Here is a 13,265-nt window from a genome sequence, read left to right as displayed (position 1 = left end):
GATGACGGAAACTGCAAACAATAGCGTCCTTCAGGTCCGAAACTATTCGCTCGACTATCTGACGGCGGGCGGCGCGTTTCATGCGCTGAAGAATATAGATCTCGAAGTCGGCGCCGGCGAAATTCTCGGCCTTGTCGGCGAGTCCGGCTCCGGCAAGACCTCGATGGCCTGGTCGATCATGCGCTACCTGCCGGCAAATGCCCGCGAGGTCGGCGGCGCAATCCGGCTTCGCGGCGAGGATCTGACGGCAAAATCGCCGAGCGAGGTCAATCGCATGCGCGGCAAGCGGATCAGCATGGTGCTCCAGGACCCCGGCACCTCGCTCAACCCCACGCTTTCGCTCGGCACCCAGCTCACGGAAACGCTGAAGCGCCATCGCGGTTTGACCAGCAAACAGGCATGGAGCGAAGGGGAAGTCATGCTGGATCGCGTCGGCCTCAAGAGCCCGGCGGAGATGATGAAGCGCATGCCGCACGAGGCATCGGGCGGCGAGAAGCAGCGCGTGGTCATCGCCACCGCTTTCGCCTGCAATCCGGAATGCATCATCTTCGACGAGCCGACCACGGCGCTCGACGTCATCACGTCCCGTCAGATCCTCGACCTCTTCCTGGATTTGCAGGCTGAAACCGGCGTCGCCTCGCTTTATATCTCGCATGACCTCGCCTTGCTGTCGCGTACGGCAAAGCGGGTCGCCGTCATCCGGCGCGGCGAAATCGTCGAACAGGGAGCGGTCGGCGATATCTTCAATGCACCGCGGCACGACTATACGCGCCAGCTGATCGCCGCCGTGCCCCGGCCAAACGACCGCCTGACGCAGAAGCGTCCGTCCTATCACGACCAGCCGTTGATGAAGGTCGAGAATGTCAGCGTACATTACGGCCGCAAGCCGTTCCTCTCGGCGCTGACCGGCCGGTCCTTCGAACGCTTCGCCGGCAATCGCGCCGTCAGTCTCAGCGTTCAGCCGGGAGAAATCCTCGGCATCGTCGGCGAATCCGGCTCGGGCAAATCGACGCTTGCCAAGGCGATGACTGGGCTTAATCCCTTCGAGGGCCAAATGACGTTCGCCGGGCGGACGATTACGGGCCTTGCCGACATGGACAGGGCCTATCGCAAGAACGTCCAGATGATCTTCCAGCATCCGGACGCTTCGCTCAATCCGCGTCAGAAGATCCGCGAAATACTGGCGCGGCCGCTGAAACTCTACGGCGAGGGTGACGGCAGCGCCATGGCGCAACGGATCGGCGACCTGCTCGAGCAGGTGCGCCTGCCGCGCACCCATGCCGATCGCTACCCGCATCAGCTCTCCGGCGGCGAAAAGCAGCGCGTCGCCATCGCCCGCGCCTTTGCATCCAAACCAAAGCTGGTGATCTGCGACGAGATCACCTCCGCACTCGACGTCTCGGTACAGGCCTCCATCATTGAGCTGCTATTGGAACTGCACCGGAAGCATTCAACCGCCTTCCTCTTCATCACCCACGACCTCAACCTCATTCGCCAGATCGCCCACCGCATTGCGGTGATGTATCGCGGCGATCTCCTCGAAGTCGTGCAGGCGGAAGACATCACCAGCCCCGAGCGGGCCGACTATACGCGCCGGCTGCTTGCCGCAGTCCCGACGCCGGCCGGCGTCGCCCCCACAGAATCAGACTTCTAAGGAGCATCCAAATGGACCCGAAATCGCTCATCGGAACAATCGATGAGACGAGCTGCCTCGACTTCCTGTCGATGATGGTTCGCCAGAAGAGCCATTCCCAGACAGAAGGCGAGCGCGAGCTTGCACGCATCATGGCACGCCAGATGGAGGCGATCGGGCTTCAGTCCGAGCTGCAACCCTTCGACAATGGCGAGCGCTTCAATGCGATCGGACGGCTGAAGGGAACCGGCGGCGGCAAGAGCCTGCTCTTCAACGGCCATCTCGACACCAACCCGGTCACTGAGGGCTGGACCGTCGATCCCTGGGGCGGCCTCGTCGACGACAAGTTCATCTACGGCATCGGCGTATCGAACATGAAGGCGGGGGATGCCGCCTATTTCTGCGCCGTCAAGACCTTGCTGGACGCAGGCGTCAAGCTCAAGGGCGACGTGATCCTGACCTATGTCGTCGGTGAGCTTCAGGGCGGCGTGGGCACGCTTGCCGCCATTCGCAACGGCGTCAAGGCCGACTATTTCATCAACAGCGAGCCGAGCGATCTTGCGGCCGTGACGATGCATGCCGCGGCGCTGAGCTTCGTGATCGAGCTGACCGGCGATACGCGGCACCTGTCCAAACGCGAACAATCGGTCGACGCCATCGCTGCGGCCTGCGATCTCATCCCTCGCATCAATGCCATGACCTTCAGTGACGCCAAGAGCGAGGTACACAGGTCGATCAATCGCGGCCATGTCGGTGTCGTTCACGGTGCGCTCGGTCGCGATCTCGAAGAATGGCGCCCGCCGCAGGTCGCCGATTTCGTCCGTATCCGGGGCTCGGCCCGCTATGCACCCGGCCAGACGCAGGAAGGCGTCCTTGCCGACCTCGCCGCGGAATTGACGCGGCTCGAAAAGCGCTTTCCCGGGCTGAAGGCCAAGCTGGTGCCCGAGATGATCGAAGGCCGCCCGCTGATGCCGCCTTTCGAAGTCTCGCCGACGTCGCGCATCGTAACCTCGATCAACGCCGCCTACGAGGCCGTCCGCGGCGAGAAGCAGCCGACAGGCGCCATTACGCCCACGCGCTTTTACGGGACGGATGCCGGCCATCTCTACCATGAACTCGGCATGGAAGGCATCGTCTGCGGACCAGGTGGCCGGTACAACACGATGCCGGACGAACGCGTCGACATCGTCGACTATCTCGACATGATCCGGGTCTACATGTTGACCATTCTCGACATTTGCGAGGTTGCCTGACGCCTCATGTTTCCTCGTGACGAATATGATTGGCGCATCGCCAAAGCACACGCCGCCATGGACGCAGCTGCTGTCGATCTGCTCCTGATCGACAGCGGCGAGCTTCTCGCCTGGCTTACCGGCTATACGGTCTCGGAGACCATGTATCGTGCCGCTTTTCTACCGCGACACGGCACGCCATGGTTCGTTCTGCGAGAGCTCGACGAAGCGCCATGCAGGGAAAAGACCTGGATTTCCGAGATCGTCAGTTTTGCCGACACTGCCGATCCGCACGAGGCCATCGCCGAGAGCATTCAAGCTCGAGGTTTCGCCAATGTCCGTATCGGTGCCGATTTCGCCTCGTATAGCTTTAGCGCCGATACGGCGGCGAAGCTGCGGGCGCACTTGCCCCAGGCACAACTCGTCGCACTTCCCGGCCTCAGCGATAGTCTGCGATGGATCAAATCGATGCGCGAGATCGCCGTTCTCACGCAGGCGGCCGGTATCGCCGACAGGGCCATGCAGGCAATTGTACATAGCACACGCGCTGGCTCTTCGACCCGGGTGGCGGCTGCAACTGCGGCGGCGACCTTCCTGCTTGAAGGCGCCGACAGTGGCGAGACTGGCCCGATCGTGAAAGCCAGCGGCAATCATGAGTTTCTGCATGGCTCCTTCAGGAGCGAAATACTGCAGGACGGCGATATCCTTCATGTGGAACTCATTCCACGCGTGGGTGGCTATGGTGCACGACTGATGCGGCCGATAGTCATCGGGGAGCCGACAGACGAACTTCGAGATATTGCCGCGCGTATCGTTGCTCTGCAGGACGAGCAAATCGACGCCATGAGAGCCGGAGTTACGGCTGTTGAGGTCGATGCCATAGTCCGTCAGGGGCTCTTGTCGAGCGGACTAAGACCGCGCTACGACAACGTAACAGCCTATACGCTTGGCCTATACACTCGCACACCACGCCCCAGCGATTTCTCCAGGGTTTTTCTGCCAAACGCGGATTGGCGTCTGGAGCAAGGTATGGTGTTCCATGTGTATGCGACGGCCGCCAGGCTCGGCTTCAGCGAAACAGTAGTGGTCACGCCGAAGGGAGGCAAACGGCTAACCGCGACTGGGCGACGCCTTCTCAGTCGCGAATAGGCGTCGCGATCAAAGAGCCGATGGTGTCGTCAACTCCCCGTCGCCTCCGTGGCGGCATTACTGCCTCTTGAAGTCTGAACGAACGTTTCACGGCCCTTTTGGTCGCCTAAGCTGTTTGGAAAAGGTGCCTAGACTCAAGACAGTCACGACAGGTTAAGCGGGTGCGAAGAACGCCTATGGATGTTAGCGTTATTGAATCGCGCGATCTTTCCGTTGATGCAAGCTCCACAGCTCGCATCGCGGATTACGCATGCAACATCGCCAATCGCCGTGAAAGACAAAAGACATTGGATCCCCTCCAACAATGTTGCTCTCAGGCTGCCTTCTGGGCAGCCTTGGCGGTCCTGTAGGCGATCAGGTCTTCGATCGTGATCAGATGCAAGCCGTGGCGTTTCGCAAACACTTCAAGGTCCGGCAGACGGGCCATTGTGCCGTCGTCGTTCGCGACCTCGCAGATAACGCCCGAGGCGGAAACACCGGCTAGCCTCGCAAGATCGACAGCCGCCTCGGTGTGCCCAGGACGCGAGAGAACACCGTCTGGATGCGCCCGCAGCGGGAAGATATGGCCGGGTCGAGCAAAATCCTCAGGCCGGGAACCCTTCCGCATCAGCGCACGAACCGTTGCCGCACGATCGGCGGCGGAAATGCCAGTCGTCGTCTCGGGAATATAGTCGACCGAGACGGTGAAGGCGGTCTTCAGCATCTCGGTATTGTTAGGCACCATCAGCGGAATCTGCAGTTCATCCAGCCGTTCGCCCTCCATTGCCACGCAAATGAGACCGCGGGCGTAATTCATCATGAAGGCGATAGCCTGCGGGGTGATTGCTTCCGATGCGATGACAAGGTCGCCCTCGTTTTCCCTGTCGCGATCGTCGACGACGACCGCGATCTCGCCACGCGCAATTGCGGCGATCGCATCTTCTATTTTGGAAATTGCCATCTTCTCTGCCTTTCAAGGGTTAGCCGCGATGTGCGGCATTCATGGCCTGTCAAAAGCCACCATTTTCCCTTGGGCGAACAAGCATGCGAAACCCCGCTTGCCGAGCGGCGTCCTCTGCGTTGCTCTCTTTCATCCGGACTATGACCGTCGGCTCCGGCATCTCACCGGATCTGCTGACCCTTCGCTTTCACAAAGGCGCTCGCGGGCTCCGAGTTGCCTCGATACCGCCGGTGGGGAATTGCACCCCGCCCTGAGAACATTACTTTGATAGATGATGAAGGCCTCGTTCTGCAAGAGGCTGGCGCTCAATCTCTCTTAGAGAATTGGCTCGCAGGGGTGAAAGCACCGTTCTCTATTGTCGAATAAAGCTATGACATGATCAGGCCGCCATCGACATTGATGGTCTGTCCGGTGATATAGGCCGCGTCGTCGCTTGCAAGAAAAGTGACAAGACCGGCTACATCTTCGCCCGATCCCGCGCGCTTCATCGGGATGCCCTCGACCCATTCCTTCATAAGTTCGCCGGGACCGTAATTGCCGAGCAGCTTGCCCCATGCCTGGTCGTTATAGGCCCACATATCGGTTTCGATGATGCCGGGGCAGAAAGCGTTGACGGTGATGCCGTCGGTCGCGACTTCCTTGGCAAGGCTCTGGGTGATACCGACCACACCCATCTTCGAGGCGGCATAGTGTGGCGTGTAGATGAAGCCGTCGCGCGCCTGGCCGGAGGCGGTGTTGATGATGCGGCCGCCGCGACCATGCTCGCGCATGCGGGCGATCGCTTCCTGAGCGCAGAGGAACACGCCCTTGGTGTTGACTGCCATGACTTTGTCCCACTCACCCTCGGTCATGTCCTCGATGCGGGCAATGGTGATGACGCCGGCGTTCTGAATGGAGACGTCAACAGCGCCGAATGCCTGTTCGGCAGCGTCATAGAGAGCCTTGACACTCGCCTTGTCGGTGACGTCGCCGACGAAGGAGATTGCCTTCCCGCCATCGGCCTCGATCTGTTCGGCCACGCCATGCACGCTCTCTTCATTGGCCGAAACGACGAGATTGGCGCCCTCGCGCGCAAAACGTTTGGCGATTGCTGCACCGATGCCGCGGCTTGCGCCGGTAATGACGACGGTCTTGTTTTCAAAACGTTGCATTCTCTTTTCCTTTCAAGAGTGCCGGCGTGGGCACGCCGATCTGCGCCGTCAACACTTGCCTCATCACTCCGACTTCAAATGGCCGCAGAAATAATCCCAGCAAATTCCGATGCCTTCAGCGAAGCGCCACCGACCAGCGCTCCGTCCACATTCCGAAGCCCGAAAATTGCTTCGGCATTGGATACCTTGACCGAGCCGCCGTAGAGGATCTTGACGGATTGGCCGTCATTGCCCAGCCGCTCCTTGAGCATCTGCCGGATCGCGGCATGGACCTCCTCGATCTGTTCATTGGTCGGCACCAACCCGGTTCCGATCGCCCAGACCGGTTCATAGGCGATGACGAGATTTGCGCTCGTCGCTCCCTCGGGGACGGATTCTCTGAGCTGCCCGCCGACGACTTCAATCGCCCTGCCCTCGTCTCGCTCATGTCGCGTTTCACCGACACAAACGATCGCGACCAAGCCCGCCCGATGCGCTGCGACGGCCTTTGCAAGGATGATTCCATCGTCTTCACCGTGGGACACGCGGCGCTCGGAATGGCCGAGGATGACATAACGCGCGCCGATATTGGCGAGCATTTCGGCAGAAACGTCGCCCGTGTGGGCACCCGACTGCCGCGCATGGCAATCCTGAGCGCCGATCGCGAGGTTCGAATCCCTGGCCCGCTCTACCGCGCGGTCGATCAGCGTGAAGGGCGGGCAGACGACGATATCGCACGTCGCACTGCCCGTCAGTCCCTTCAGCGCCTCGATCTCGGCTTGGGAGGAGACGAGACCGTTCATTTTCCAATTGCCTGCGATCAGCTTGCGCATGACATCACCAGCAGCAGAAGCCGCCGTCGACGAGCAGATCGACGCCTGTCACGAAGCTTGCGGCATTCGACAGCAGGAAGACCGCAGGACCTACCATCTCGTCGACATTGGCCATGCGCTGCATCGGAGTCTGTTCCTCGAATAGTTTGGTCTGATGTACCATTTCCGGCCGGGTGTTCATCGGTGTTGCGGTATAGCCTGGCGAAATCGTGTTGACGCGGATGCCGCGACCGACCCACTCCATGGCGAGCGACTTGGACATATGGATCACGCCGGCCTTGGAGGCGTTATAATGCGCCTGGCTTAGACCGCGGTTGACGATGACGCCGGACATGGACGCGATGTTGACGATCGACCCACGGCCGTTCTTCAGCATCGCGCGCGCTTCGGCTTGGCAAGACAGGAAGACGCCCTTCAGATTGATGTCCATCAGCGTCTGGTACTGGTCCTCTTCCATCTCCTCGGCGGTATTGGCGTTCGCGATACCGGCCGCATTGACCGCAAGCGAGAGAGCGCCGAGATCGGCTTCGGTGCGGGCGACGGCATCCGCCAAAGATGTCTTGCTGGTCACGTCGGCAGCGATCTCGATCGAACGACGGCCGGCAGCCCGGATGTGTCTGGCTGTCGTAGCAAGACCGTCATCGGTGCGACGATCGAGAAGTGCGACATCGGCGCCGCACTGGGCAAGACCGATTGCGATCCTTTGCCCGATGCCGCTTCCTGCGCCGGTGACAATGGCAACCTCGCGACTGAGGTCAAATAGTTTCGGTGCATTTAGAGAGATGTCGGACACCGCTCTTCCTTTCTGTCTTTGCCTAGATTGTCGCCAGTTCCATGACCGAGACGTCGTTTGCCTGGTCACGCTTTAGAATGCCTGCCTGCTTGCCCTGCGCCAGCACGAGAATGCGGTTCGATACGCCGAGAACCTCCTCGAGATCGGAGCTCACGACGATGACCGCGACACCCTGCTTGGCGAGGTTGACGATGATGTCGTAGATACTCGCGCGGGCGCCCACATCGATGCCGCGTGTCGGCTCGTCCAGCACCACGACCTTGGGGTCACGCATCAGCCATTTGGCGATGACGACCTTTTGCTGGTTACCGCCGGAGAGATCGGAGGCGAATTGTTCCGCGCGCCCCTTGACGCCGAACTTCGCTACCGCCGTTTCGGCGATGACACGCTTCACGCCTGCTGTAATCCAGCGCCCGCCGAGCTTGTCGAGATTGGCGTAGATAATATTCTCACTGATCCTGTGCGCGACGACGAGGCCCTGTTCTTTCCGGTCTTCAGGCACCATCACGATGCCTCTGGCAATCGCATCCGCCGGGCTGCGCAGCTTCAGCACCTGACCCTCCAGCCTGATTGAGCCAGCGCTGATCGGATCGGCACCCGAAATGGCGCGGACAAGTTCGGTGCGACCTGCGCCAACGAGGCCGGCAATGCCGAGAATCTCGCCCGCATGAACCTTAAAACTCACATCCCGGAAGGATTCATCCGGCGACGTCAGGCCGGACACTTCGAGCACAGGCCGACTTGTCGGCTCGGGAAGTGTCGGAAACATGCGATCGAGCGATCGGCCGACCATGCTTTCGACAATCGTGCGCACCGGTGTCGAGCTGTCGGCAAACTCATGCACGCGCTCTCCGTCGCGCAGCACGACGATACGGTCGGTGATTTGCTTGATCTCTTCCATGCGATGGGAAATGTAGATGATGCCGACGCCCTCGGAGCGCAATTTGCGCACCTGCTCGAACAGGGCTTCCGTCTCCGCCCCGCCGAGGGCTGCGGTCGGCTCGTCGAGGATCAGCAGCTTGGCATTGAGCGCCAGCGCCTTGGCGATCTCGATGAGTTGCTGGTTGGCCGTCGAAAGCCCGGCAACCTTTCGGGTGGCGGGAATGTGGAGGTTCAGCCTCGCGAGCTGTTCCTGGGCGCGGCGAACCATTTGGGTGCGGTCGACCACACCGTTCTTCATCGGCCATCGTCCGATGAAGACATTTTCAGCAATCGAAAGATGCGGCAGGAGCTGCAGTTCCTGATGGATAAGGACGACGCCCTTGTCGATTGCCTCGCGAGGAGCGGCCGGGGCATAAGGCTGCCCCAGCCATGTCATCGTGCCCTCGGAAGGTGTGCGGGATCCAGCGATGATGCCAGACAGCGTCGACTTGCCGGCGCCGTTCTCGCCTAGAAGTGCCACCACTTCGCCGGGATAGATGTCCAGGTCCACATTCTTCAGAACCTGGAGCGGTCCATAGCGCTTGGATATGCCCCTCAGGGAAAGAACCGGTTCGGTCATAGCACACCTCCTGGAGATTTCGACTGATTAAGGATGGTTGGCGATGAAGCCTGCCACGTTTTCCTTGGTCGTCAGAGTCGCATCGAGAAGCTGGACCGACGGAACCTTATCGCCGGCGACGAGCTTGATCGCGTTGGCGACAGCGTCGCGGCCCATCTTCTGTGTCTGCTGCGTTGCCGTCACGTCGAAGACACCCTTGCTGAGGGCTTCGAGGGCCGCGGTATCACCATCGAAACCGCCGACGACGATCTTCTGCGAGGGGTTTGCGACCTTGATCGCCTGGGCAGCGCCAAGCGCAAGAGCGTCTGCCTGACCGAAGACGATCGAGACATCCGGATTGGCCTGCAGCATGTTCTGCATGATCTGGAAGCCTTCGTCCTGGAACCAGTTGTTGGAATACTGCTCGGCGACGACCTTGACGTTCGGATAGGCCTTCAGTGATTCCTGGCAACCCTTGGTGCGGTCGAGCTCAGGCGTGGTGCCCTTCTGGCCATGGATGATGACCATCTTGCCCTTGCCGCCGGCTTCCTTGAGGATGTAGTCACAAACGGCCTTGGCGGAGGCGACGGAATCCGTTGCCAGGAAGGTATCGCCGGGAGCGCCGTCGGCATTGCGGTCGACGTTGACGACCGGAATGCCGGCCTGCTTAGCAAGCTTGACCGGAACGGTGGCTGCAGCAGCGCCGGCCGGGATGTAGATCAGGGCATCGATGTTCTGGGTCAGAAGGTCCTGGATCTGGTTGACCTGGGTCGGGCCGTCACCCTTGGCGTCGACTGTGACGACCTGGATACCCCGCTTCTTGGCTTCGTCTTCGACAGACTGTTTGATCTGGTTGAAGAAGTTTGCTTGCAGATTGGCGACGGCAAGACCGAGTTTCTTGACTTCGGCCGCGTGAACGGATCCGAGGCTGAGGCCAAGCAGGGCGGCAGACGCGAGCAGAATGCGCGCAAATTTCATGTCAGTTCCTCCGTTGTTAGTGAACCCTTGGGTATCCTCCCCCTCGGGCAATAGATCCGCTCCAAACCTTTCGGAGAGGAATTCCTAGCGGCCCGCATTGTCTGCGGGCCGAATGATCAGGCAGCCCGCCGCTTGCGGATTGTCTCCGCACCAACAGCCAGAACAATCACGACACCGATGATGACCTGCTGCAGGAAGGGTGAGACGTTGAGCAGGTTAAGGCCGTTGCGCAGGACGCCGATGATCAGGACGCCAATCAGCGTTCCGCCAATGCCACCAGCACCTCCCGACAGCGAGGTGCCGCCGATGACAACGGCCGCGATTGTGTCGAGTTCATAGCCGAAGCCGCTGGACGGCTGGGCGGAGTCGAGACGGGCGGCAAGAACGATGCCAGCAAGGCCGGCCAGAACCGCGCTGACAACATAGACAAGGATTGTGACGAGCTGGACGTTGATGCCGGCAAGGCGCGCGACCTCGGGATTGCCGCCGACCGCGTAGAGCATGCGGCCTTCCGAGCGGAAGTGTAGGAAAACCCAAGCAGCAGCCGCGACGGCAAGCATTAGAAAGACCGTTGCGGTCAGGATGCCGAAATGGCGGTCGATCGCCAGCATCATGAACCAGTCGGGGAAGCCGACGATCTGCTGACCGTCAGTGATCATGTTCGCCACGCCACGCGCGGCCGACATCATCGCGAGAGTGGCGATAAAGGCCGGAACCCTGAACCAGGTGACCATGATGCCGACAATGAGACCGCTGATCATCGAGGCTGCGAGAGCAACAGCTATGCCGACGCCAAGCGGCAGACCTGCGACATTCGCGGTCCACCCCATCACCATCATCGCAAGCGCCAGAACCGAGCCGACCGAGAGGTCGATACCGCCGATCAGGATCACGAAAGTCATTCCGACCGCCATAATACCGAGCACGGTGATCTGATCGAGAATGTTCAGTCCGTTGCGAACCGAGAGAAATGCATCGGTGCTGAAGGTCAGGAAAAGACAGAGCAAAAGAAGGCCGAATAGTGGGCCGGTCGCTCCGGTGAGTTTGCTGACCCATGCGCCAGACGGGCGGCTCTGTTCATTCACGTCGATCGCCACCATCGTTCCTCCCTGAAGATTAAGGCCGGCGGCCAATATTCCATCAAGCAAGAATAAATATTCATGCCTGCCGAAAAATTCATTAACAACTTGCTTGGATGGTGTCAATCGACTTTTCTGACGAAAGATCGGGCATAACGATCAAGGGGGGACTTGACTAAGTCGCCGTCTGTGCAAAAATATCTATATGTGAATATTTATTCAGAGGAAACGATGGAGCCTTCCGAACTTGAACGTGTTGCTCGCCAGATACGCCTGCGCGACCTCCAGGCCGTCTATGAGGCGGGTGCCGGCCACATTGGTGGCGAGATGTCGGTGATCGATCTTCTCACTGCGCTATACTTCCGCGTTCTGCGTGTCTGGCCCGACCAGCCAAAACATCCCGATCGCGACAGGTTCGTGCTTTCGAAGGGCCACACGGCCTGCGCGCTTTATGTCGCGCTTGCCAAGCGCGGCTTCATTCCGGAAGAGGAAATCTCGACCTTCCTGAAACCTCACTCCCGCCTGAACGGCCATCCGAACTGCAATAAGGTGCCGGGCGTCGAGACAAATACCGGCCCACTTGGACACGGGCTGCCCGTGGCTGTCGGCATGGCTAAGGCCGCAAAACTCTCGGGCGCAAGATATCACACCTATGTCATCACCGGTGACGGCGAGATGCAGGAAGGCTCCAACTGGGAAGCCATCATGGCGGCATACCAGTTCCGCCTGGATAATCTCACGCTGATTATCGACCACAACAGGTTCCAGCAGGGCGCTTCACTGTCGGACACCAACGATCTTGCCCCTCTTCGCCCGAAGCTTGAGGCCTTCGGCTGGGAAGTCAGCGAAATCAACGGCAATGACATGCACGCCATCGTACCGGCCCTCGAACATCGCGGCGACCGTCCGCACTGCATTGTGGCGCACACGAACAAGGGCCATGGCATTTCGTTCATGCAGGATCGGGTCGACTGGCACCACAAGGTTCCGAGCAAGGAACAGTATGAAACCGCATTGGCAGAACTGTCGGAGGCACTCTAATGAACGCGCCCGTAACCCCACCGAAGCTGTATGACTGCCGTGATGCCTTCGCCGCGACGCTCGAGCGCTTGGCGTCCGATAACGAAAGCATCGTCGCCGTTTGCAACGACTCCGTCGGCTCGTCTAAGCTCGGCGGTTTCAAGTCGAAATTTCCCGACCGCCTCGTCAACGTTGGCATCGCCGAACAGAACATGGTCGGCGTCGGAGCCGGTCTCGCCAATGGCGGACGTCTGCCGTATATCTGTGGTGCTTCGCCGTTCCTGACCGGCCGGTCGCTCGAGCAGATCAAGGCCGACATTTCCTACTCGAACGCCAATGTCAAGCTCGTCGGTATTTCCTCGGGCATGGCCTACGGCGAACTCGGCCCAACCCATCATTCGATCGAGGATTTTGCCTGGACACGTGTCCTGCCCAACCTGCCGGTGATTGCGCCTTGTGACCGCATCGAGACGGCGGCTGCCGTCGAATGGGCCGCAAGCTACAATGGCCCCTGCTTCCTGCGCCTGTCGCGCGTCGGCGTACCCGACCTTCTGCCGGAAGGCCACAAATTCGAGCTTGGCAAGGCGAACCTGCTGCGTGGTGGTACCGACGTGACGCTGATTGCCAACGGCACTTTGACCCATCGCGTGTTGAAGGCTGCTGACGTCCTGGCCGAGCGCGGTATTTCGGCGCGCGTCTTGAACATGGCAACCGTTCGTCCGATCGACGAGAATGCCATTATCGCTGCGGCGAAGGAAACGGGCGCAATCGTGACGGCTGAAGAACATTCCATCTTCGGCGGCCTCGGATCGGCTGTCGCCGAAGTCGTCGTTGACAACGCGCCTGTGCCGATGAAGCGCCTTGGCGTGCCCGGCGTCTATGCGCCCACCGGCTCCGCCGAATTCCTCCTCGACGAGTTCGGCATGGCGCCGACCGCAATCGCCGATGCCGCTGTTGCGCTTATCAAGCGCAAATAATCTGGTAGCAGGTCTTTGAGC

Annotated in this window: 12 protein-coding genes and 1 riboswitch; of the genes, 5 read left to right on the top strand and 7 right to left on the bottom strand. The window is 60.2% G+C overall.

Annotated elements, in window-relative coordinates; all coding sequences use genetic code 11:
• Position 1 precedes the first annotated feature (1 nt).
• The 3 genes from CCGE525_RS27255 to CCGE525_RS27245 are packed head-to-tail and all read left to right on the top strand — an operon-like array spanning position 2 to position 4,014.
• Complete coding sequence (locus CCGE525_RS27255; protein WP_120707391.1) at positions 2 to 1,654, top strand: dipeptide ABC transporter ATP-binding protein; 1,653 nt, start codon at positions 2 to 4, stop codon at positions 1,652 to 1,654.
• Positions 1,655 to 1,665: 11 nt separating this feature from the next.
• Positions 1,666 to 2,886 carry a M20 family metallopeptidase gene (locus CCGE525_RS27250; protein WP_120707390.1) on the top strand — a complete coding sequence of 407 codons (1,221 nt, stop codon included), beginning with the start codon at positions 1,666 to 1,668 and terminating at the stop codon, positions 2,884 to 2,886.
• Between the two features lie 6 nt (positions 2,887 to 2,892).
• Entirely contained in the window at positions 2,893 to 4,014 is a 1,122-nt protein-coding gene (locus tag CCGE525_RS27245; RefSeq protein ID WP_120707389.1) for a M24 family metallopeptidase, read from the top strand.
• A gap of 313 nt (positions 4,015 to 4,327) precedes the next feature.
• On the opposite strand, the gene ribB is transcribed toward CCGE525_RS27245, so the two are convergent.
• The 7 genes from ribB to CCGE525_RS27210 all read right to left on the bottom strand — a co-directional run bounded on the left by ribB (position 4,328) and on the right by CCGE525_RS27210 (position 11,268).
• Entirely contained in the window at positions 4,328 to 4,954 is a 627-nt protein-coding gene (ribB, locus tag CCGE525_RS27240) for a 3,4-dihydroxy-2-butanone-4-phosphate synthase (protein WP_120707388.1), read from the bottom strand.
• A gap of 117 nt (positions 4,955 to 5,071) precedes the next feature.
• Positions 5,072 to 5,216, bottom strand: a riboswitch (FMN riboswitch).
• A gap of 106 nt (positions 5,217 to 5,322) precedes the next feature.
• The gene (locus tag CCGE525_RS27235) at positions 5,323 to 6,105 is read right to left on the bottom strand and encodes a glucose 1-dehydrogenase (RefSeq protein WP_120707387.1); all 783 of its coding nucleotides are present in this window, start codon (positions 6,103 to 6,105) and stop codon (positions 5,323 to 5,325) included.
• Between the two features lie 74 nt (positions 6,106 to 6,179).
• Positions 6,180 to 6,917 carry a triose-phosphate isomerase gene (gene tpiA, locus CCGE525_RS27230; RefSeq protein ID WP_120707386.1) on the bottom strand — a complete coding sequence of 246 codons (738 nt, stop codon included), beginning with the start codon at positions 6,915 to 6,917 and terminating at the stop codon, positions 6,180 to 6,182.
• Between the two features lie 4 nt (positions 6,918 to 6,921).
• The gene (locus CCGE525_RS27225; protein ID WP_120707385.1) at positions 6,922 to 7,710 is read right to left on the bottom strand and encodes an SDR family oxidoreductase; all 789 of its coding nucleotides are present in this window, start codon (positions 7,708 to 7,710) and stop codon (positions 6,922 to 6,924) included.
• A gap of 22 nt (positions 7,711 to 7,732) precedes the next feature.
• A complete protein-coding gene (locus CCGE525_RS27220) occupies positions 7,733 to 9,211 on the bottom strand; it encodes a sugar ABC transporter ATP-binding protein (protein ID WP_120707384.1) in 1,479 nt (492 codons plus the stop codon).
• A gap of 27 nt (positions 9,212 to 9,238) precedes the next feature.
• The gene (locus CCGE525_RS27215) at positions 9,239 to 10,168 is read right to left on the bottom strand and encodes a sugar ABC transporter substrate-binding protein (protein ID WP_120707383.1); all 930 of its coding nucleotides are present in this window, start codon (positions 10,166 to 10,168) and stop codon (positions 9,239 to 9,241) included.
• Positions 10,169 to 10,284: 116 nt separating this feature from the next.
• Positions 10,285 to 11,268 carry an ABC transporter permease gene (locus CCGE525_RS27210; protein WP_120707382.1) on the bottom strand — a complete coding sequence of 328 codons (984 nt, stop codon included), beginning with the start codon at positions 11,266 to 11,268 and terminating at the stop codon, positions 10,285 to 10,287.
• A gap of 210 nt (positions 11,269 to 11,478) precedes the next feature.
• On the opposite strand from CCGE525_RS27210, the gene CCGE525_RS27205 reads away from it, so the two are divergent.
• Both CCGE525_RS27205 and CCGE525_RS27200 read left to right on the top strand, forming a co-directional pair.
• Positions 11,479 to 12,288 carry a transketolase gene (locus tag CCGE525_RS27205; RefSeq protein ID WP_120707381.1) on the top strand — a complete coding sequence of 270 codons (810 nt, stop codon included), beginning with the start codon at positions 11,479 to 11,481 and terminating at the stop codon, positions 12,286 to 12,288.
• Positions 12,288 to 13,244 (top strand): transketolase family protein, encoded by a 957-nt coding sequence (locus tag CCGE525_RS27200; RefSeq protein WP_120707380.1) that lies wholly within the window; start codon positions 12,288 to 12,290, stop codon positions 13,242 to 13,244. Before CCGE525_RS27205 ends, CCGE525_RS27200 begins: the two co-directional genes overlap by 1 nt.
• The last annotated feature ends 21 nt before the right edge of the window (positions 13,245 to 13,265 follow it).

It is taken from the genome of Rhizobium jaguaris, from assembly GCF_003627755.1.
Classification (GTDB): domain Bacteria; phylum Pseudomonadota; class Alphaproteobacteria; order Rhizobiales; family Rhizobiaceae; genus Rhizobium; species Rhizobium jaguaris.
Note: the sequence above shows the minus strand (reverse complement) of the source record. Positions and strands in the feature narration are given on the sequence as shown.

Excerpts from the sequence above, each read along its gene's own strand:
- ribB (WP_120707388.1), bottom strand. The coding sequence starts at position 4,954 with ATGGCAATTTCCAAAATAGAAGATGCGATCGCCGCAATTGCGCGTGGC.
- CCGE525_RS27210 (WP_120707382.1), bottom strand. The coding sequence starts at position 11,268 with ATGGTGGCGATCGACGTGAATGAACAGAGCCGCCCGTCTGGCGCATGG.
- tpiA (WP_120707386.1), bottom strand. The coding sequence starts at position 6,917 with ATGCGCAAGCTGATCGCAGGCAATTGGAAAATGAACGGTCTCGTCTCC.
- CCGE525_RS27245 (WP_120707389.1), top strand. The coding sequence starts at position 2,893 with ATGTTTCCTCGTGACGAATATGATTGGCGCATCGCCAAAGCACACGCC.
- CCGE525_RS27255 (WP_120707391.1), top strand. The coding sequence starts at position 2 with ATGACGGAAACTGCAAACAATAGCGTCCTTCAGGTCCGAAACTATTCG.
- CCGE525_RS27200 (WP_120707380.1), top strand. The coding sequence starts at position 12,288 with ATGAACGCGCCCGTAACCCCACCGAAGCTGTATGACTGCCGTGATGCC.
- CCGE525_RS27250 (WP_120707390.1), top strand. The coding sequence starts at position 1,666 with ATGGACCCGAAATCGCTCATCGGAACAATCGATGAGACGAGCTGCCTC.
- CCGE525_RS27235 (WP_120707387.1), bottom strand. The coding sequence starts at position 6,105 with ATGCAACGTTTTGAAAACAAGACCGTCGTCATTACCGGCGCAAGCCGC.
- CCGE525_RS27205 (WP_120707381.1), top strand. The coding sequence starts at position 11,479 with ATGGAGCCTTCCGAACTTGAACGTGTTGCTCGCCAGATACGCCTGCGC.
- CCGE525_RS27215 (WP_120707383.1), bottom strand. The coding sequence starts at position 10,168 with ATGAAATTTGCGCGCATTCTGCTCGCGTCTGCCGCCCTGCTTGGCCTC.
- CCGE525_RS27220 (WP_120707384.1), bottom strand. The coding sequence starts at position 9,211 with ATGACCGAACCGGTTCTTTCCCTGAGGGGCATATCCAAGCGCTATGGA.